The organism is Gracilibacillus dipsosauri (assembly GCF_003176895.1).
Lineage (GTDB): Bacteria > Bacillota > Bacilli > Bacillales > Amphibacillaceae > Gracilibacillus > Gracilibacillus dipsosauri.
The window spans coordinates 502,414-521,551 of sequence record NZ_QGTD01000008.1; the positions used below are offsets into that span (position 1 = coordinate 502,414).

The 19,138-nt window shown below is 36.8% G+C and carries 25 protein-coding genes and 1 other RNA gene; 18 read left to right on the plus strand and 8 right to left on the minus strand.

What is annotated here, in order from left to right:
* The first annotated feature begins 15 nt into the window (after positions 1-15).
* The 3 genes from asnS (at position 16) to nth (ending at position 2,778) form a co-directional block, all read left to right on the plus strand.
* On the plus strand, positions 16-1,308 hold the full coding sequence (gene asnS / locus DLJ74_RS09575; RefSeq protein ID WP_109984282.1) for an asparagine--tRNA ligase: 1,293 nt from the start codon (positions 16-18) through the stop codon (positions 1,306-1,308).
* 123 nt (positions 1,309-1,431) lie between these two features.
* A complete protein-coding gene (locus DLJ74_RS09580) occupies positions 1,432-2,106 on the plus strand; it encodes a DnaD domain-containing protein (RefSeq protein WP_109984283.1) in 675 nt (224 codons plus the stop codon).
* Positions 2,107-2,118: 12 nt separating this feature from the next.
* Complete coding sequence (gene nth / locus DLJ74_RS09585; RefSeq protein ID WP_109984284.1) at positions 2,119-2,778, plus strand: endonuclease III; 660 nt, start codon at positions 2,119-2,121, stop codon at positions 2,776-2,778.
* Positions 2,779-2,832: 54 nt separating this feature from the next.
* Here the strand turns inward: nth and DLJ74_RS09590 are convergent, their stop codons facing one another.
* From DLJ74_RS09590 to DLJ74_RS20645, 3 genes are all read right to left on the minus strand, one after another.
* Complete coding sequence (locus tag DLJ74_RS09590) at positions 2,833-5,634, minus strand: penicillin-binding protein 1A (RefSeq protein WP_109984285.1); 2,802 nt, start codon at positions 5,632-5,634, stop codon at positions 2,833-2,835.
* 17 nt (positions 5,635-5,651) lie between these two features.
* Positions 5,652-6,239: a Holliday junction resolvase RecU gene (gene recU / locus DLJ74_RS09595; RefSeq protein ID WP_109984286.1), complete on the minus strand. Its 588-nt coding sequence runs from the start codon at positions 6,237-6,239 to the stop codon at positions 5,652-5,654.
* Between the two features lie 322 nt (positions 6,240-6,561).
* On the minus strand, positions 6,562-6,672 hold the full coding sequence (locus DLJ74_RS20645) for a spore protein (RefSeq protein ID WP_219987225.1): 111 nt from the start codon (positions 6,670-6,672) through the stop codon (positions 6,562-6,564).
* A 339-nt stretch (positions 6,673-7,011) separates the two neighbouring features.
* Here DLJ74_RS20645 and DLJ74_RS09600 point away from each other — a divergent pair, with 339 nt between their 5' ends.
* From DLJ74_RS09600 to DLJ74_RS09630, 7 genes are all read left to right on the plus strand, one after another.
* Complete coding sequence (locus DLJ74_RS09600; protein ID WP_054788957.1) at positions 7,012-7,368, plus strand: DUF1798 family protein; 357 nt, start codon at positions 7,012-7,014, stop codon at positions 7,366-7,368.
* Positions 7,369-7,495: 127 nt separating this feature from the next.
* A complete protein-coding gene (locus tag DLJ74_RS09605) occupies positions 7,496-7,771 on the plus strand; it encodes a CotD family spore coat protein (protein ID WP_109984287.1) in 276 nt (91 codons plus the stop codon).
* A 125-nt stretch (positions 7,772-7,896) separates the two neighbouring features.
* Positions 7,897-8,451, plus strand: a complete 555-nt coding sequence (locus DLJ74_RS09610) for an SLOG family protein (RefSeq protein WP_109984288.1) — start codon at positions 7,897-7,899, stop codon at positions 8,449-8,451.
* Between the two features lie 65 nt (positions 8,452-8,516).
* Positions 8,517-8,813: a cell division regulator GpsB gene (gene gpsB / locus DLJ74_RS09615; protein WP_109984289.1), complete on the plus strand. Its 297-nt coding sequence runs from the start codon at positions 8,517-8,519 to the stop codon at positions 8,811-8,813.
* 77 nt (positions 8,814-8,890) lie between these two features.
* Positions 8,891-9,279, plus strand: an RNA gene (gene rnpB, locus DLJ74_RS09620) — RNase P RNA component class B.
* Between the two features lie 90 nt (positions 9,280-9,369).
* Positions 9,370-10,503, plus strand: a complete 1,134-nt coding sequence (locus DLJ74_RS09625) for a THUMP domain-containing class I SAM-dependent RNA methyltransferase (RefSeq protein WP_109984290.1) — start codon at positions 9,370-9,372, stop codon at positions 10,501-10,503.
* A 26-nt stretch (positions 10,504-10,529) separates the two neighbouring features.
* Positions 10,530-10,820 carry a DUF6123 family protein gene (locus DLJ74_RS09630; protein ID WP_054859385.1) on the plus strand — a complete coding sequence of 97 codons (291 nt, stop codon included), beginning with the start codon at positions 10,530-10,532 and terminating at the stop codon, positions 10,818-10,820.
* Here DLJ74_RS09630 and DLJ74_RS09635 read toward each other — a convergent pair.
* The 3 genes from DLJ74_RS09635 to DLJ74_RS09645 form a co-directional block, all read right to left on the minus strand.
* Positions 10,807-11,196: a ribonuclease HI family protein gene (locus DLJ74_RS09635; RefSeq protein WP_109984291.1), complete on the minus strand. Its 390-nt coding sequence runs from the start codon at positions 11,194-11,196 to the stop codon at positions 10,807-10,809. The genes DLJ74_RS09630 and DLJ74_RS09635 overlap by 14 nt on opposite strands.
* Positions 11,193-11,873: a queuosine precursor transporter gene (locus tag DLJ74_RS09640; RefSeq protein ID WP_109984292.1), complete on the minus strand. Its 681-nt coding sequence runs from the start codon at positions 11,871-11,873 to the stop codon at positions 11,193-11,195. The genes DLJ74_RS09635 and DLJ74_RS09640 overlap by 4 nt, the downstream gene beginning before the upstream one ends.
* Before the next feature lie 67 nt (positions 11,874-11,940).
* Positions 11,941-12,141, minus strand: coding sequence for a cold-shock protein (locus DLJ74_RS09645; RefSeq protein ID WP_054788958.1), 201 nt, complete (start codon positions 12,139-12,141; stop codon positions 11,941-11,943).
* Positions 12,142-12,464: 323 nt separating this feature from the next.
* Between DLJ74_RS09645 and DLJ74_RS09650 the strand changes: the two genes are divergently transcribed.
* Positions 12,465-13,319, plus strand: a complete 855-nt coding sequence (locus DLJ74_RS09650) for a DUF72 domain-containing protein (RefSeq protein WP_109984293.1) — start codon at positions 12,465-12,467, stop codon at positions 13,317-13,319.
* Here the strand turns inward: DLJ74_RS09650 and DLJ74_RS09655 are convergent.
* Positions 13,311-14,351 carry a C40 family peptidase gene (locus DLJ74_RS09655; protein WP_109984294.1) on the minus strand — a complete coding sequence of 347 codons (1,041 nt, stop codon included), beginning with the start codon at positions 14,349-14,351 and terminating at the stop codon, positions 13,311-13,313. The two genes, DLJ74_RS09650 and DLJ74_RS09655, sit on opposite strands and share 9 nt — an antisense overlap.
* Before the next feature lie 116 nt (positions 14,352-14,467).
* Between DLJ74_RS09655 and DLJ74_RS09660 the strand changes: the two genes are divergently transcribed.
* The 6 genes from DLJ74_RS09660 to DLJ74_RS09685 all read left to right on the plus strand — a co-directional run bounded on the left by DLJ74_RS09660 (position 14,468) and on the right by DLJ74_RS09685 (position 17,511).
* Positions 14,468-15,424: a thymidylate synthase gene (locus DLJ74_RS09660; RefSeq protein ID WP_109984295.1), complete on the plus strand. Its 957-nt coding sequence runs from the start codon at positions 14,468-14,470 to the stop codon at positions 15,422-15,424.
* A gap of 16 nt (positions 15,425-15,440) precedes the next feature.
* A complete protein-coding gene (locus tag DLJ74_RS09665) occupies positions 15,441-15,938 on the plus strand; it encodes a dihydrofolate reductase (protein WP_109984296.1) in 498 nt (165 codons plus the stop codon).
* 98 nt (positions 15,939-16,036) lie between these two features.
* Positions 16,037-16,198, plus strand: a complete 162-nt coding sequence (gene tatA / locus DLJ74_RS09670; RefSeq protein ID WP_109984297.1) for a twin-arginine translocase TatA/TatE family subunit — start codon at positions 16,037-16,039, stop codon at positions 16,196-16,198.
* A 23-nt stretch (positions 16,199-16,221) separates the two neighbouring features.
* Positions 16,222-16,407 carry a twin-arginine translocase TatA/TatE family subunit gene (tatA, locus tag DLJ74_RS09675; protein ID WP_054788961.1) on the plus strand — a complete coding sequence of 62 codons (186 nt, stop codon included), beginning with the start codon at positions 16,222-16,224 and terminating at the stop codon, positions 16,405-16,407.
* 111 nt (positions 16,408-16,518) lie between these two features.
* A complete protein-coding gene (tatC, locus tag DLJ74_RS09680) occupies positions 16,519-17,292 on the plus strand; it encodes a twin-arginine translocase subunit TatC (protein ID WP_109984298.1) in 774 nt (257 codons plus the stop codon).
* A 3-nt stretch (positions 17,293-17,295) separates the two neighbouring features.
* A complete protein-coding gene (locus tag DLJ74_RS09685) occupies positions 17,296-17,511 on the plus strand; it encodes a YozE family protein (RefSeq protein WP_054788962.1) in 216 nt (71 codons plus the stop codon).
* A gap of 45 nt (positions 17,512-17,556) precedes the next feature.
* Here DLJ74_RS09685 and DLJ74_RS09690 read toward each other — a convergent pair whose 3' ends face one another.
* Positions 17,557-17,883, minus strand: a complete 327-nt coding sequence (locus tag DLJ74_RS09690) for a YolD-like family protein (protein WP_181397490.1) — start codon at positions 17,881-17,883, stop codon at positions 17,557-17,559.
* 97 nt (positions 17,884-17,980) lie between these two features.
* Here DLJ74_RS09690 and DLJ74_RS09695 point away from each other — a divergent pair, with 97 nt between their 5' ends.
* Complete coding sequence (locus DLJ74_RS09695) at positions 17,981-19,138, plus strand: exonuclease SbcCD subunit D (RefSeq protein WP_054859393.1); 1,158 nt, start codon at positions 17,981-17,983, stop codon at positions 19,136-19,138.

A 19,138-nucleotide genomic window follows, 5' to 3' on the forward strand; every position in this document is an offset into this window, starting at 1 on the left:
ACACGGGTGAGATAAATGAAAGTAACCATAAACAAAGTCCATCAATTTGTGGACCAAGAAGTGACCATTGGAGCATGGCTAGCTAACAAGCGTTCAAGTGGTAAAATAGCATTTTTGCAATTGAGAGATGGAACAGGTTTTATGCAAGGGGTTGTAGTAAAGGCAGATGTCGATGAAACGATATTTCAACAAGCAAAGTCGTTAACACAGGAATCTTCTTTATATGTAACGGGAAAGATTGTCGAAGATTCACGTTCGTCATTTGGTTTTGAGATGCAAGTGAAGCATATCGAACTTATTCAAGAAGCGACAGATTATCCAATTACTCCAAAAAATCACGGCACAGAATTCTTAATGGATCATCGTCATTTATGGCTACGGTCTAAGAAGCAGCACGCGATTATGAAGATTAGAAATGAAATTATCCAAGCTACTTATCGTTTTTTCGAGCAAGAAAATTTTGTCAAAATAGATCCACCAATTCTTACAGGTACTGCAGCAGAGGAGACCACGGAGCTATTTCATACCAAATATTTTGAGGAAGAAGCTTACTTATCCCAAAGTGGACAGCTATATATGGAAGCTGCGGCAATGGCTCTTGGAAGAGTCTTTTCCTTTGGACCAACTTTTCGAGCAGAAAAATCAAAAACTAGACGACATTTAATTGAATTTTGGATGATAGAACCTGAAATGGCCTTTACCACACACGAAGAAAGCTTAGAAATCCAAGAAAACTATGTACAGTTTATCGCAGAATCTGTTCTCACTAATTGTTCATTAGAATTAAATACGCTGGAAAGAAACTTGGAAATGCTTCAAAAAATAAAGGCACCATTCCCACGAATTACGTATGACGAAGCGATTGAACTGTTAAAACAAAAAGGCTTTACAGATATTGAATGGGGGGAGGATTTCGGTGCACCACATGAAACAGCTATTGCCGAAAGCTTTGATAAGCCTATATTCATCACCCATTATCCAAAAGACATTAAAGCATTCTATATGAAGCCAGATCCAGATCGTGAAGATGTTGTACTTTGTGCTGACTTAATTGCACCAGAAGGTTATGGTGAAATTATCGGTGGTTCTGCTAGAATTGATGATTTGAGCCTCTTGAAGCAGCGATATATGGAGCATGAATTAATAGGGGATGCCTATGAATGGTATTTAGAGCTTCGTAAATATGGCAGTGTTCCCCACGCGGGATTTGGTTTAGGCTTAGAAAGAACGGTGGCATGGATTAGTGGTGTTGACCATGTTAGAGAAACCATTCCGTTTCCACGATTACTTAATAGACTATATCCTTAACGTTTGAACATGACGGTATCTCGTTTAAGTATAATCCTTTGCAGTTGATGCAAAGGATTATACTATTTATTATAGGTATGAGGGAATACGTTTAAAAGACGTACCAGAAGGTGGTTAACATAGATGAATGACAAGATCAGTAATGTCTTATTTGATCAGATCAATATACCTACTTCTTTATTATATCACTATAAAGATCTAGGATTGGATGAAAAACAAGTGATGTTACTCGTTCAAATTTACATTTCACAGAAAAATACGATTTACTTTCCAACACCTGAACAGCTCGCTCAGCATGTAACGATGTCGATGGAAGAATGTTCTGGTTTATTACGACAATTGATTCAGCAAGGATTTTTGAAAATTGAAGAAGAAGAAAATGATGATGTTATCAAAGAAATCTACTCTTTAGAACCTCTTTGGAATAAATTATTTGTAGAAAATGATGGCAAAGAGGATAAGGAGGACAAGCAGGTAGGGGAAATGTTCCTGCGTTTTGAACGTGAGTTCGGTAGGCCACTATCACCGTTTGAGATCGAACGAGTAAATCAATGGCTAGACGGGGAACAACATTCGATTGAATTAATCTATGCTGCTTTAAGAGAAGCTGTTTTGATGAGTAAATTAAATTTTAATTACATTGATCGGATTCTGTTCGATTGGAAGAAAAAAGGGATTCAATCTCCAGTGCAAGCAAGAGAATCAAGCAAAGCATTTCATGGAAAGAAAATAGACAATAAAGGGAATAACACAAATTCTTCAAAAAAATCACTTTATTATAACTGGTTAGAGGATTAGGGAGAGAAGGTTATGCTAACAAAGAAAGAAATACGTTTTGTATTAGATACCATTGCAGATATGTTTCCAGATGCAGAATGTGAATTGAATCATCGCAATGCCTTTGATTTATTAATTGCAGTAGTTTTATCGGCGCAGTGTACAGATGCACTAGTAAATAAAGTGACAAAGGATCTATTTAACAAATACCACACGCCAGAAGATTATGTGAATGTATCACTAGAAGAATTGCAAGCTGATATCCGATCAATTGGTCTTTATCGCAATAAATCAAAAAATATTCGCAAGCTTTGTCAAACTTTAATTGATGAGTATGACGGTGTTGTACCAAATTCAAAGGCAGCATTAGAAAAATTAGCAGGAGTGGGGAGGAAGACGGCAAATGTCGTAGCCTCTGTTGCTTTTGATGAACCTGCTATTGCGGTGGATACTCATGTGGAAAGGGTATCCAAACGATTAGGTATTTGTAGATGGAAGGATAGCGTCTTAGAAGTGGAGAAAACGCTAATGCGCAAAATTCCGGTTGAGGAGTGGAGTGATACACACCATCGACTTATTTTTTTCGGAAGATATCACTGTAAAGCCAAAAATCCACAATGCGGAATTTGTCCATTATTAGATCTTTGTCGTGAGGGAAAGAAAAGAATGAGAAAAACAGAAACAGCAAATTAAGATTTTCTGCCAATAGAAAAACAGTGCATCGATCACGATGCACTGTTTTTTATGCTATTCTTCAGGGGTGCCTCCACTATTGTCATTATCTTTATCTTCTTCTTGCGTCCCATTTTCCCCAGAGCCTGCCCCTTGGTTACCATTTCCACCTTCATTGTCGTTTCCTTCGTCATCTCCTGGTTGTTCTTGATTACCTTCACCACCTTGACCTTGGTCTTGTTGTTGCTCGTCTTCCCCTTCATCAGGTTGGCCTTCATAGCCTTGGGTGGAGATTTCAACAGAAGTACTAGGGCCTTTACCATTTTCCTGATTTTTTAGAACAGGGGTGACGGTAGCAGTATACACCTTGCCTAGCTCCAATCCGTTTAACGTAATCGAAGTTTTATTTGTCGAGGTTTGATTTACGACATTTCCACCTTCCATTAGGCTCACCTCAAATTCAATCGGACCTTTCTGATCATAAGACCAAGTAAGCGATGCAGTACCTGAGGTCGGATCAAAGGACTGTTGTAATTGCTGTACTTGTGATAGTTCCACCTCATCTGACGGTATCTCAACATTGACAGATGCAGCTTCACTCGTTTGGTCATCCTTGATCGCTTGTACGGCAATCGTATAGGTAGTGCCTTTTTCTACTTTATCGATCTCTAGTTTTTTATCAGATGTGGTCGTTAGCTTATTTAATGATCCTCCGGCACCGGCAGAGACCTCGAATTCAACATCAGAGTCATCATGGTCCCATTCAACCAGTATTTTTTCTTCCTTTTCATCATACTCTGCTTTCAAGTCTTTTACAGGGTCTAATTCCTCAAACTTCTCAGAAACTTTCTGTGGTTCGGTACCTTTTACAAATAGCTCTGTCACAATTTGAGAGCTTGGTGTATCTTCGCTTGGAAGTTTTGCAGGGTTAGAGCCTTTTTCTACACCGACTTCTATGACAGATTTTGGTTTTGTAAAGTCTTCCGTTTCTACATCACTCGAAATATGGGACATAAGCTCCCTGAATATATGAAGTGGAATTTGAGTATCATTAATCGGCTTTCTCTCATTGCCATAACCACTCCAAATAGATATCGTATAATTCGTTGTATATCCAGTAAACCAGGAATCAGGACTTCCATCTTGATCCTCTAAATTAGTCGTACCCGTTTTCCCTGCAACTGGTAAACCAGAAATGTTTGCATTTGTTCCTGTCCCATTTTGTACTACTGATTTCAGCATATCTGTGATCATATATGCTGTATAGTCGGACATTGCTTCAACTGATTCGGATTTAAATTCCTCAGTGCGACCATTTGGGTATTCTATCTTGGTTACAGAGTACGGTTCATGATAATTTCCTTCATTTCCGAAGGCTGCATAGGCACCTGCAATTTGAAGAGGGAGAACTCTTGTACTTGTACCACCAATGGCATCTCCAATTGCAATGCTATCACCTGCAAATTCAATCCCTAATCCTTCTGCGAATGATTTAGCATCCGTGTATCCGACCTCATCTAAGGTTTTGACAGCCGGTACGTTTAAGGATTCCTTAAGAGCATACCTAGCAGACATCCAGCCTTGATATTCTCGATTCCAGTTACGGATTTCTTGATTTGTGCCTTTAATTGGATAAGGTTTATCATCATTTAATTGATGGTAGGTTGACCATTTTAAATGTTCTATAGCCGGTCCATATGCAACAATAGGCTTCATCGTTGAACCACCTTGAAGACCATCACCATCAATCGCATAGTTCCAACCACCGCTTTCCCTGTTTCTGCCGCCACCAATGGCCTGGATAGCACCTGTGTGAGTATCAACGACAGCTACACCTACCTGGATATCCTCATCAGAGCTGTAATCAATTGGATTATCCTCAGAATTGCTTAGAAGCAACTCCGTTTGCTCCTGTGCATCTGGGTTTAAGGTAGTATATACCTGAAGTCCATCCTTGTATATATCTGCCCCTGTTTTTTCTTTTACTTCACTAGCTACTTGCTGAATAAAGCCTTCATATTTCACATAATCTGTTTTCTTATTTGTAAGCAGTGAAGCAACATCTACTTGTTTTGCTTCATTTGCCTGTGCTTCTGTTATTTTATTATGTTGAACCATTAAATCTAGAACGGTACTCATTCTTTCCTTGGTTAAATCAGGATTGACAAACGGGTCATACGCTGTAGGCCTTTGTGGTAGACCTGCAAGTATCGCTGCTTCTTCTAGTGTTAATTCACTCAAATCAGTTTTTCCAAAATAAACCTCTGCTGCGGTTGCGACACCATACGCGCCAGCACCGTAATAAATTCGGTTTACATACATTTCAAAAATTTCTTCTTTGGAATATTTCCAGTCTAACTGCAAGGCTAACCATTGTTCTTGAACCTTTCTTTTCAGCTTTTTATCATTAGACAAGAAGGAGCCTTTTACTACCTGCTGTGTGATTGTACTTGCCCCTTGAGAACCAAATCCATCAGTAAAGTTAGCAATTACTGCTGCACCTATTCTTCGAAAATCAATCCCAATATGATTCATAAATCGAACATCTTCTGTTGCCAATATGGCATCTTTTAGTACATCTGGTATGTCATTATAGTCGACCTTGGATCTTTTCTCTGAACCTAAATTGGCAAAAGGTTCTCCATTTACATCATATAGCTTTGTAGACGCAGGTACAGATAGTTTCTCTGGATCCAATTCTGGAGCTGTCGCAATATAATAAGTAAATAATGCACCTATCCCTAATCCAATACATAGGATTGCAATCAGAGCATATTTCATAACTCTTTTCCAAGTAGGTTTTTTTCCAGTCTTTTTTTGTTTCTTCTTTTGATTTCTTCTCGCCATTCTTGATTGACTTTGACCATTTTCAGTCATTGGTTGTTCCTCCGTTCTTATATATAATACTGTTCAATGATCTTTAAATAATCCACTCTTGCTTGATATTGAATGGGTATTATATATCCTTCTTTCTCTATGGTTTTTATCGATATAGACTTTCTTCCCCCATTAAATTGGTTCTCCCAGTGATCGAATAACCTCTCTGCTGGATAGAAATAAGTTTTTTGGTATAAGCTAAAACGAATTAAGATAAAACAAATCGCTCCATGCTCGACTACTTGTTTCATATGATCGATTTGATGCTCATGGATATTATGAAAGGGAAAAGATGTTTTATTCTTCGTTTCCTTTGCTTCAAAATCAATATATCTTCCTTTGTAAATTCCATTGTAATCAGTTGTGGAAGCCTGTTTGAAATAAGCTTCCTTAATCACTGCTGCACTTCGTCGCGGGTAATCTACACGAACGATTTGCACAGGGGTTGGTTTCTTATGAATTATGGCTTGGTTTGTCTGTAAATAAAATTGGTTCGTTGCATTTATGTCTGCTTCTAAAGTCATTCCTCGATTACTGTAAATCGTTTCATTAACTGATGTACTAGCAGCATTTACCGATTGTTTTTTCCCATTCGGATAATGCATATTCGCCCTCCTAAAAACAGTTCTATTCATCATGGTGATGATAGATACATCATACGCTAAGGCACCAAAATGTTCAATTAATAAGGAAAGAAGAAAAGACTCCTAACTTATATATTCGAAAGGAGGAAACATTTAATAAGGGTATTATGATTAAAAAAACTCACATTCGATCGTTCTTGAGCGAATGTATTAGGTTTCTTACACTTTGGACCTTTAAATTTTCGTGCGTTGTATTTACTTCCTTGCTAAAATTATCCTTTCCTAAATTGTGAAAAAATAAACGGTATTGCATCTTAGAGCAATACCGGTTGTGTGCATACTATTAAGTAGACGGTCGATTAGGACCATTCAGCTTTTTGTCGTTTTGTGTAGGAATTGTTCGATCTTCTCTTTTCTTTTTTTGGTTTTCTCTTGATTTTTTAGTTGGTTCCACCTGAAAAACCTCCTTTTTTTAAATAGTATGGCTATTCTTGCAGAAAAAATGCATTTCATTATAACCTTTGTCAATCTTCTTCTAGTTTTGTCACCTAGGCAGGAGTTTATAAGAGAAAAGGGAATTAATACACTATCGATATTCTATAAGAAAAAGGTGATTTAGTGAAAACAAAAGGTCATTACATTCATAAGAACGAAATTATGAAGCAACTAGATATTCTGATTAGTAGGGTTGAACAATTAGAAACCATCACCAAAACTACTCATCCTTTTATAAAACAGGCTTCTCATGATAAAATAACAAAAAAAGCAATTTAATAGGAAAAGGTGAGTAAATTTGTGTTTAGAGGATCACATTAACACTTTAGAAGAAATATTATCAGATTTAAAAGAACATTATTTAGCGAATGAGAAGCCTGAGAATAAAAGGGATCCTGAATTTTTCCAATATGTAAAGGAACAAACAAATCCTGTTTTTAAAGAGATTGAACAATGGTATCAGAAAGCGAAGGCTTTCGTTCAAAATCGGAGCGTTTCCGTTCATCCGCAGCAGATTGAGTCAACTGCAGAAAATTTAAGATTACTACTATTGCATAGCTATTATATTGATGCACGTAAAAAAAGATACATGGAATTATTTCAATCTGTTACTTATGTGTTCGATATGTTAAAAAGAGACCTTTCAACCTATTAAATCTAGGCGAATTGTACAATTAAATATACAAGTAGAAAAAAACTTGTGAATGTAGGTTGGTGCCTTAGACAAACTTCACGACCATGACATACGCTAGTATAGATCATATATAGTGAGGTGATACTAAATGAGGCATAGAAGACATTGTGGTATGCCAACGAAAACAATCGTTTGTCCAACACAGTACAATCAAGCACACACTTGTAGTGAAAGTAATGTAAATATCATTCATCCATCTCATACAACTGTCACCAACCATCACTTGGTGAAAAACACCCATTATTACCCTCATACTACTTCGTACCAAAACACAATGGATGAAATTAACGTTAACGGAGGAGCGAATCCTCCAGGTTTTAATCCAATGGGACCAGGTAACTTCCCGGGAGGCTTCTTTCGTTAAACCATTTATGCTCCAAAGCTGCTAATCATATTAGCAGCTTTTTCCATTTGATTACATCTAGCTAGCATAACTTTGTTAAATAGCTTATACTTTAATAGAGCAATAACGATTTGGAGCATGTGAATATGAGAACTATTACCATAACTGGAAACAAACCAGCAGAACTAAATATTCAAGGGGAAAATGATCCAAGAATCGCCTATATAAAAAAAGCCTTAACCCGAAAAATATTAACATTACTGGACGAAGGGTTAGAATGGGTCATTGTGGCAGGACAAATGGGGATTGAACTTTGGACCTGTGAAGTAGTCATCGAGTTAAAGAAGTCTTATGAGTTAAAATTAGGGGTTTTTCCACCTTTCCTAGAATATTCTTCACGATGGCCAGAGTCATATCAAGAGCAATTTGAACAAATCAGCTTAGAAGCTGATATTTATAAGCCTCTATACAACAAAAAATATGAAGGACCGTATCAATTTATTAATAAAGATCAATGGATGATTCATAAAACAGATGGTACTGTAATATTAGTAGATGAAGAGTATCCAGGCAGCGTCCAATATTTTCTTGAACGTGCAAAAAAAGCACACATGGAGAGTGATTATCCGATTATTTGGATAACACCAATGGATTTAGAAGATATTGTTCGTGAGGAAATGGATCACCAGGATTTTTATTAGTATCGTTGACAAGTTGTGAAGTTTTTGGAAGAATGAAAAAGGAATGGTATAAAGAGGTGATAAGAATGGCAAATCAATTAAATGGAAAAGATATTTTAGAAAAAAGTTTTAAAACAGCAATGCGTGGATATAACCAAGAAGAGGTGGATGAATTCCTCGATATAATTATTCAGGATTATGAATATTTTCAGCAAGAAATCACAAGATTATCTCAAGAAAACAATCTTTTGAAGAAAAATAGTGAAACACCGACTACGAGATTTCGAGCAACTCCATCCAATCATCAAGTCAATTATGATATCTTAAAAAGGCTTTCTAATCTAGAAAAAGCTGTATTTGGGAAAAAGTTTGATGACGAGTAGAAAGGATACTATTACCATTGACTAATGGGAATAACGTGGTAAAATAGAAATGATGTAAAAAAGTTAACGTGAGAGTGAATGTTGTAGTAATCGCTGCATACGTTCAGTGTGTAGAGGAAAGTCCATGCTCACACAAGCTGCGATGCTTGTAGTGTTCGTGCTTGACGAATGCATAAGTCAAGGTAACCAATATGGTTAACGGCAGAGAAAATACCTGTGTCTGTTATCAGATATGGTATGAGTATCTTGAAAGTGCCACAGTGACGTAGCTAAGTGGGAAACTACTTAGGTGGAACGCGGTAAACCCCTCGAGTGAGCAACCCAAATTTTGGTAGGGGCATCTTCTTAGTAGGGAATTGGAACCGAAGGAAGGACAAGCTTAGTTGCTTGTAGACAGATGATTACACCTTATGTACGAGGCTGACCACCGTTTGGAGTACGAAGGAACAGAACATGGCTTACAGACATTCATTCTGGTCAGATACTATAAGTAAACCCCTTTTAATAAGAAAAGGGGTTTTGTTATATCAACCTATGTGCGGAAAGGATTTCCAGAATGAAAAAAGACTATACATTGATTGCAACAGCAGCAATGGGGCTAGAATCCGTTGTGGCGAAGGAAGTTAAGGACTTAGGCTTCGAAAATGTTAAGGTGGAAAACAGTAGAGTGGTTTTTGATGCAGATGCAGCTGGCATTGCCAGAGCTAATTTGTGGCTAAGAACAGCAGACCGTGTGAAGCTACTTATTGGGGAGTTTGAAGCAAAGACGTATGATGAACTGTTTGAACAAACGAAAGCATTACCTTGGGAGGCATTTATTTCAGAGGATGGAGAATTTCCGGTAATCGGCAAATCGCACAAATCTAAGCTGTATAGCGTACCGGACTGTCAATCCATTGTCAAAAAAGCTATTGTCGAAAGAATGAAACAAAAATACGGAATTGCACAATGGCTAAAAGAATCTGGAGCGCTGTATCGTGTCGAAGTGGCTTTATTAAAGGATCAAGTAACCTTGACATTAGACACATCTGGAAGTGGTCTTCACAAGCGAGGATATCGAATTGGACAAGGAGAGGCCCCATTAAAAGAAACACTTGCAGCAGCTCTTGTTCAATTAACGAATTGGAGAGGCGACCAGCCTTTTTATGATCTATTTTGTGGATCTGGAACCATTCCTATTGAAGCTGCCCTCATTGGACAAAATATTGCACCAGGCTTCAATCGTGAATTTGCAGCAGAGAATTGGAGCTTTTTGTCTGCTGATATTTGGGATAAAGCACTAGAGGAAGCAGAGGATTTGGCAAATTATGATCAAGAGCTACATATTTTCGGAACAGATATTAATCCGAAAATGATCGATATCGCCAAGGCAAACGCTACTGAAGCCGGGCTAGGGGATTTGATAACATGGAAACAAATGAATGCATTAGACTTTCATTCTGATCAATTAGGGGGTTATATTATTAGCAATCCACCATATGGTGAACGAATTGGCCAAAAGGAAGAGGTGGAGAAGCTTTATGAAAAACTTGGGAAGCATCTCGCTCAATACCCTACTTGGAGCATTTATATCATGACTGCTAACGAGAAATTTGAAACACTATTCGGACGTGAAGCATCAAAGAAACGCAAGCTTTTTAATGGATTTATTCGCACAGATTATTATCAGTATTTTGGAAAAAAGAAATAACCTTGTAGACAGAGCGGGGGATAGAAATGAAGGAAAATGAAGTATTGGCATATTTTTTAGAGCATTTATGGTCGAAAGGCTTTAAATTATCAGATGAAGAAGTCCAATTCATCTATTTTGGCAAAAAATACACCAATACTTCCGTACATCATGTCAAGTTAGCGATCTCCTTGACTTTACAGCTGCAGTTATCGTTCGACAGAAGCTTTTATATCAGTTTATTGGAATTGTTCCAGAAGAATGAAGTCCGATCATTGGAAGAAGCAAAGCAGCTTTTAATGCAACATCAATTAATTCATGATTCTATTGATTTTTGATTGCTGCTTTTGCTAATTGATCAGCTGTTCCGTTCTGCTTTTCAGGAATCCATTTAATAAAGATATAAGGAAAAGCGGCAGAAAGTTGGTTGACCTTATTTAATAAAATTTGAAAAGCTTGATTTTTCGTATACCTTTTTTCAATGGTTTCGACGACTACTTTGGAGTCAGAGCGAAATGAAAGTATCTCATTAGGATAGCGCTCTTGACAAAATTCTAACGCCTTGATGACAGCGATAAATTCTGCCTCATGGTTCGAATAATGGCCAATATATTCCGAAAGATTATGCTGTTCTTTGCTGCTTTTAATAAAAACTCCGATACCACTTGGTCCTGGATTATTCCTCGTTGCTGCATCTGTATAGATCTCAATCATTGCACATCACCATGGATTCGTTTTGCGAGATAGAGAAACGGTGTATCCAATGTGGCAATGATAAATTTAATCACATAAGTTGTAAATAGGATCATAACCCAATCCCCCCACGAATATAAGCCAAAGAAGGCGATCGAACAAAAAATAAACGTGTCAATAAATTGACTAATCATGGTACTTCCATTATTTCTTAACCATAACCATTTGGTTGAAGGCATTTTTTTCTTCCATTTAGAATAAATCCAAACATCGATATATTGGCTTACTAAGAATGCGGCCATACTGCCAATCGCTATTTGAGGTACTATTTCAAAAATGGTGGCTAACGCATCCTGTGCAATGTCTGATTCATGTGGGATGAAACGAATCGCAAACTGCATTACAATTGTCATAAATAACAAAGAACAAAATCCCATCCAAACCGCTTTTTTGGCCTCTTTCTTTCCATGATTTTCATTAAGAATATCTGTAGCAAGAAAAACCGTTCCATAAGAAATATTCCCTAATGTAGCGATTAATCCAAACATTTCGACTGTTTTCAATACTTGAATATTAGCTATAACGGTAGACATACCTATCCAGACGAATAAGCCTGCCTTACCGAACAAACGATACATAATTAGTAATAAAACAAAGTTGGTTATGGCAAATAACATCCAAAGCCATTCGTTCAACAAAATAATCATCCTTCCGTTTCATCATTATAAAAGGCGGTGAACGAAGTCACCGCCTGTAAGTATAAGATTATTTTTTTACAACATTTGCAGCTTGTGGCCCTCGTTCACCTTCCACGATTTCAAAGGTTACTTCCTGACCTTCTTCTAACGTTTTGAATCCTTCTGCTTGAATAGCGGAATAATGGACAAACACATCATTTCCTTCTTCTAGCTGGATAAAGCCATAGCCTTTCTCTGCATTAAACCATTTTACTACTCCGTTTTCCATGAATATCTTCCTCCCTAGAACCTTTCACGCTTAGACGTGGTAAAATTACAAAAAAGATGATGGATAGTAGAAAAGGCAGCAACCACAGAAGTATAGGATCACCATTCCCATTTACTTCTATAGAAGCTGCCTGATCATAATGAATCCTGTAACATCTCATTTGCTTGTGTTTACTATAGCTTATTTTACCAATAACGTCAAGAAGCGCTTATCCAATTGGTGAGCAATTTATGGCTTGGAATTTTAACTAAATCATGATAATTTAAATACCAGCCATATAAAATGCTGGTAGCATAACAATGTTTTGTAAGGGTGAATAGTCCATGACGATCTTAATCGGTTTAACTGGATGGGGTGACCATCCTCGTCTACATCAAAATCATTCGAATACGAAAGATAAACTCATTACCTATAGCTCCCATTTTCCAGTGGTGGAGGTAGATAGTGCATTTTACGCCATTCAATCACCTAGTCAATATGAAAATTGGGTAACGAAAACACCAGATTCCTTTCGTTTTGTTATAAAAGCCTTTCAATCCATTACAGGGCATGACCGTAAAAATCTCACAAATCTTGAAATGAAGCAATTAATCCAAGATTTTAAGGAATCCATAAAACCTGTAGTCGAAGCAAATAAGTTAAATGCATTACTTTTTCAGTTCCCACCATGGTTTTCCTTGCAATCTAAGAATATCAATAAATTAAGAAAGCTTAGAGAATGGATGGGGCCATTACCTGTAGCTCTCGAGTTTCGAAACAGGACTTGGTTGGAAGAGCGACAAGCAGACACCATTTCGTTTTTAAAAAAGGAAGGATGGATTCATGTTATTTGTGATGAACCTCAGGCAGGGGAAGGATCTGTACCTCTAGTACTAGAAACCACACATTCTAAAAATGCGCTTGTTCGCTTTCATGGTAGAAATGTGCATGGTTGGAATAATCATGGCCAAGAAAATTGGCGTGAGGTACGTTTTCTTTATCGATACAATCAAACAGAGCTTTTACAATGGGTAGAGTACATAAAGCAATTAGAAAAGCAGGTGGAAACCGTTACGCTTTTGTTCAATAATAACTCAGGTGGAGACGCCTATGACAATGCTAAGCAATTAATTCAGCTTTTAAACATTGAATATGAGGGTCTCCACCCGAAGCAAATGGATTTTTTTGATTTATTGTAAAGAAATTCGTTTAGCGCCCAAATAGCGTTTAGACCAGTATTCTTGATCAATTGTACTAATTTCTACACCTCTTGATGCACCAGCATGAATAAATTTACCATCTCCTAAATAGATTCCGGCATGAGATGGACCTGGTTTATATGTTTCAAAAAAGACTAAGTCTCCGATAGAAGGCTTTTGAACTTGCATAGTCGCATTCCAAATCTCATGTACCGTTCTTGGAAGTGAAATATCATATTGGTTATAGACATATTGAATATAACCACTGCAATCAAATCCATTTGGTGTAACGCCACCCCATATGTAGGGAGTCCCTTGATATTGTTTAGCGGTTTGAATAATTTGTTGGGTAGTTCCACTTGGACTGGACGTTTTTACTGTTATTTGTTTGGACATCTCTTCCGTAGGTTTAGATCCGGTGGATGCCGCATCCTCCTGCTTCGTTTCCAGTGAGGCAATAAAGGTTTCTGGCGTTTCTTCCATTTCCGTCTGTTCATTTTCAATATGCATGATCTTCATACCACTATCTTGCTTGTAAGCACTGATGCCCTGATCGGTTTTTGGTCCAAAAATACCATCCAGAGGACCATCATAGTAACCAAAGTGTTTTAGAGCTTCCTGAAGCTTTAAAACCTCGTTACCCTTTTGGCCATAATCAAATGCTGTTTCTTGTGTTAATGTTTCCTCATATAATCGCTCTTCTTCTTCAGATATTTTTTGAATGGTTTTTTTATTTACCTGACCATCATCTTTTATTTGATGATCTGATTGAAACTTTTTTAATGCATATTCGGTTAACACACCATACTCTCCGTCAATAGAAGAATCATAGTACGATATTTTGTGTAGTTTTTCCTGCAACACACGTACTGCTTCATGTTGCATGCCATACGTTAATTGGTCTGCTTGTTCGAATAATTCGCTTTGCAGAATTGGATATGCATCTACATAGAAGGAAAATGGGTGGGTAAATGCAAAACTATAGGCTACGGAGTGCTTCGCGACGACTGCTAATTGTTCCTGTCCTAACATAAAAGCCCTCCTATCGTAATTACTTATTCAAAAATGTATGTTAAAATAAATAAAATATTATTATTATCATTGTTTGTTACGAATTTGTAATATAAGTGAATGAGAGGAAGATAAGAATGTCTATGAGTGAACAAGCTTATTTAGATTTATGCAAAAGAGTATTAGAAGAAGGTACAAAAAAAGAAGATAGAACGAAAACCGGAACACTTTCCGTATTTGGGCACCAAATGCGTTTTGATTTAGCAGAAGGTTTCCCACTTTTAACTACCAAATTCGTTCCGTTCCGACTTATTGTAAGTGAATTAATTTGGTTTATCCAAGGTGATACGAACATTCGATATTTACTCAAACATAATAATAATATTTGGAATGAATGGGCTTTTAAAAAATGGGTGGAAAGTGATGAATATACAGGTCCAGATATGGACAATTTCGGTCACCGTGCTAATGAGGATCCTTCTTTTAAGGAGCTTTATTTGAAGGAAATGGACAAGTTCAAAAAAAGCATCCTAGAAGATGATGAATTTGCAGCTAAATATGGAGATCTTGGATCTGTTTATGGATCTCAATGGAGGAAATGGAGAACATCAAAAGGAGAAACCATCGATCAATTAAAAGGGGTTATCCAAGCGATAAAACAAAATCCAGATTCTAGAAGACATTTAATCACAGCATGGAATCCAGAGGATGTTCCTTCTAATATGGCATTACCTCCTTGTCATACTATGTTCCAATTTTATGTGGCAGACGGAAAGTTAAGCTGCCAACTATACCAACGAAGTGGAGATATTTTTCTTGGTGTACCGTTTAATATTGCTAGCTATGCTTTATTAACCTATTTGATTGCTAAAGAATGTGGATTAAAGCCTGGTGAATTTATTCATACTTTAGGAGATGCACATATTTATTCTAATCATATAGAACAGATTAAAACACAGTTAAAACGTGAGCCACGAAACCTACCGAACCTTCATATACAGGATTTCCAAACCATTTTTGATCTGGAAGCAGAGGATATCTCGCTCGAAAATTATGATCCTCATCCAGCTATTAAGGCTCCTGTAGCCGTATAAGAAAGGAGTAAGACGAATGATCTCACTTTTGTTTGCAATGAGTAAGAATCGTGTCATCGGGAAGGACAATGATCTTCCGTGGCATCTACCGAACGACTTAAAGTTTTTTAAAGAATTGACTACTTCCCAAACGGTTATTATGGGAAGAAAAACCTTTCTCTCCATGAATGGTGCCCTTCCAAATCGGGAAAACGTCGTCGTAACGAGAGACACTTCCTTCGAGGCACCAAATTGTAAAGTCATGCACAGCATCGATGAAATCAAATCATTAACAGACGCTGAGCCAAATAAAGAGTGGTTTGTTATTGGTGGAGAAGAAATCTTTCAACAGGTATTACCTTTTACTGATCGTATTTACATGACTTATATTGATCACGAATTTGAAGGGGATACTTTTTTCCCTAAGCTTAAGGAAGCAGAATGGAAGACTACAAAGAAGACAAAAGGTATCAGGGATGAACGAAATCGTTATGATTATTATTTCATGCAATATGACCGTATAAAAGACCAATAATTTTAGCATTATTTCAAGACAAGCCTTTTAAAACGTGATAAGATAGAAAAAGAGTGTTATTATCGTGTTAAAAGATACTATAAAGGTGGGGCAAAGATATGTTATCCTCAATTGGAATACCTGGCTTGATTTTAATTTTAATTATTGCATTAGTTATCTTCGGACCAAAAAAACTACCCGAAATCGGGAAAGCAACTGGTCAAACCTTACGAGAATTTAAGAAATCTGCCAGAGAAGATAAGCAAGACGATCAAAAATAGTCATACGCCAGAGGTGAGAGTATATGTTATCTAATATAGGATTTCCAGGTTTAATCCTCATATTAATTATTGCTTTAGTCATTTTTGGACCTTCAAAGCTTCCGGAAATTGGAAAGGCAGTCGGAAGTTCCTTGCGAGAATTTAAAAAGGCTACCAATGATTTAATGAACGAGGATAAAGAGGAAAAAAAAGATCCATCAAGCAAGTAAGGAAGGTGTAAAAGTGCATACTTTTACATCTTTTTCCTCTATAAGAGAAAGTTTGACGAAGTAGGACGAAAACCTATTCAATATATAGGTTAAATATGAAGGAGTTTTCTAATGAAAGAACAGGATAAATCGTTACCTAATGAAAAGGAGATGGGGTATCTCGACCATTTTGCTGAATTAAGGAAAAGGCTTATATGGACCGCTTTTTTCTTTATTCTCTTCTTTGGATTAGGGCTATATTATGTCAACGATATCCGTAATTTCTTTTTAAACGATATTGATATTACCTTAAATCTAATATCACCTGAAGAGATTATTTGGATCATCCTTACGATTGCATTCACTGTTGCTATTGCAGGCACCTTACCTTTTTTATGCTTACAAATTTGGTTATTTGTGAAACCTGGCTTAACAAAGCAGGAACAACGAGTGTCTTTAGCCTATATCCCGGCTGTTTTTCTATTGTTTGTGGTAGGAATGAGCTTTGGTTACTACATTTTTGTAAAATTAATCTTACCCTTTGTTTTATCATTAAATGATGGCGTATTTGACACCATGTTTACAGTCGAAAATTATTTTCGGTTTATTTTTCGTGTCACACTTCCTTTTGCTATCTTTTTTGAATTACCGATCATTATTATGTTCTTAACAAGCTTAGGGATTCTTACACCACGCTTCTTAAGTAAAACAAGAAAATATGGTTATTTTATTCTTGTGATTATTGGAACTATGATTTCACCACCTGATTTTATTTTGCAAATCGTTGTCGCTATTCCGTTAATTATTATCTATGAGATTAGTATAATGCTATCACGGTTCGTTTATCGAAAAAAACAAGAGAAACATCAAGATTTTATGGAAGATAATTTGACAGAAGGGGAATAGTGGATGAAATCTTTTTATCAATTTATGATGAGGTATCGCGGAAACAAACAATTAGATCATCAAAGGAAATTAGCAGACTGGATGTTTATCGATCATGATTTTCCAAAGCACTCAAGTAGTTATGATGAAATTAGTCGCTATTTAGAATGGAATATTCCTTTTCCAGAGGCTATTCAAACCTTTGATCAATTATGGGATTTATATCAAGAGGAGGGATAAACCATGAAAGGATATGGTTTATCTCTTGTACCGAAGACGCTAAATCTATTTTATTGCAACAATATCACGAATGGATAGATGCTTTTTCTTTTTTGAGCTATCCAGAACGATGGTAATTTGAGCTGTATATGGCTTCACGGTGTCTATCGTACCTTGAATGGAGTGAATCCTTCTATTTTGATAATAATCAATCGTTAGCTTCGTTTTGTTTAGAATAGCTTGTTGAATTTGATGTTCCATTTCCTCTAATATATCAGATTCTAAAAGCGGCTTGTTCACTAGATTATCCTCTTTCTCTAGTTGCTCTAACATGATCACATGCTCTGGTAACATAAGGGATGCCCACTTTTTATGCCCTCGATCATTAACCATTATCATCACCTCAAGTTCTATTATACACAAACAAACGTTCTTCATCCAGTTCTTTTAACTCGAGATCGAAATTACCAAGAAAGGATTAGTGATATTAATGAAAATTATTCATACTGCAGACTGGCATTTAGGCAAATTAGTACATGGAATCCATGCAACAGCAGATCAAGCCTATGTGTTAGAACAACTAACTTCATTAATAAAGGAGGAAAAACCAGACGTACTTATCATCGCAGGAGATTTATATGACCGTTCGATTCCACCAAAGGAAGCTGTCGAATTATTAAATCATGTTATTAGCGATTTATGTATGAATTTTAAAATCCCTATCCTAGCCATAGCAGGTAATCATGACAGTCCTGATCGCTTAGGATTCGGTACATCAATTTTCCGTTCACAGCAATTTTATTTACATACAACGGTAGAGGAGGCACTTCAACCAGTACCAATTGAGGATAACTATGGCATGATTTATTTTCATTTGATTCCATACTTGGAACCATCACAAATCAGCGCCTATTTCAAGGATGACACCATTGAGACACATCATCAAGCAATGGAAAAAATAATTCAAGAAATAAAAATGAGAACTCCTTTACACGAAGGGAGACACATTTTAGTAGGACATGCATTTGTTGCTGGTGGAATGGAAACAGACTCCGAGGAACGTCTTACCATGATTGGCGGAACTCCTTACGTTGGCGCCGATTTATTTGATGAGATTGACTATGTGGCTTTAGGCCATTTACATCGACCACAAAAAATAAAGAGGGAAACGATTAGATATAGTGGGTCCATTTTAAAATACTCCTTTTCAGAGGCGGACCATACTAAATCCGTTACGATGGTGGAAATGGATGAAACAGGAGCCTGTGAGATTGAGCAAAGGGCGCTTACTCCGATGAAAGATATGCGAATTATAAAGGGATATTTCGATGATTTAATTCAAGAAAAAATAATCCCGAGAACAGAGGATTATTTACAAATTCAGCTATTAGACGATGGTCAAATTATGGATCCAGTTTCTAAATTACGAAAACTATTTCCGAACATATTACGTTTAGAGCGAAAGCAATATATGGTAAACACCGTTCTTAAGGACAAAGAAAATATTCGCCAAAAACAGGAGATGTCCCATGAACAACTATTTCATGCTTTCTATCAGGAAATGAAGGGAGAAAAAATCCCAGAAACGAGAGCCCAGTATTTTAACAAAGTGATGCAATCGATTGTAACAGAAGAGAGGGGAAAATAG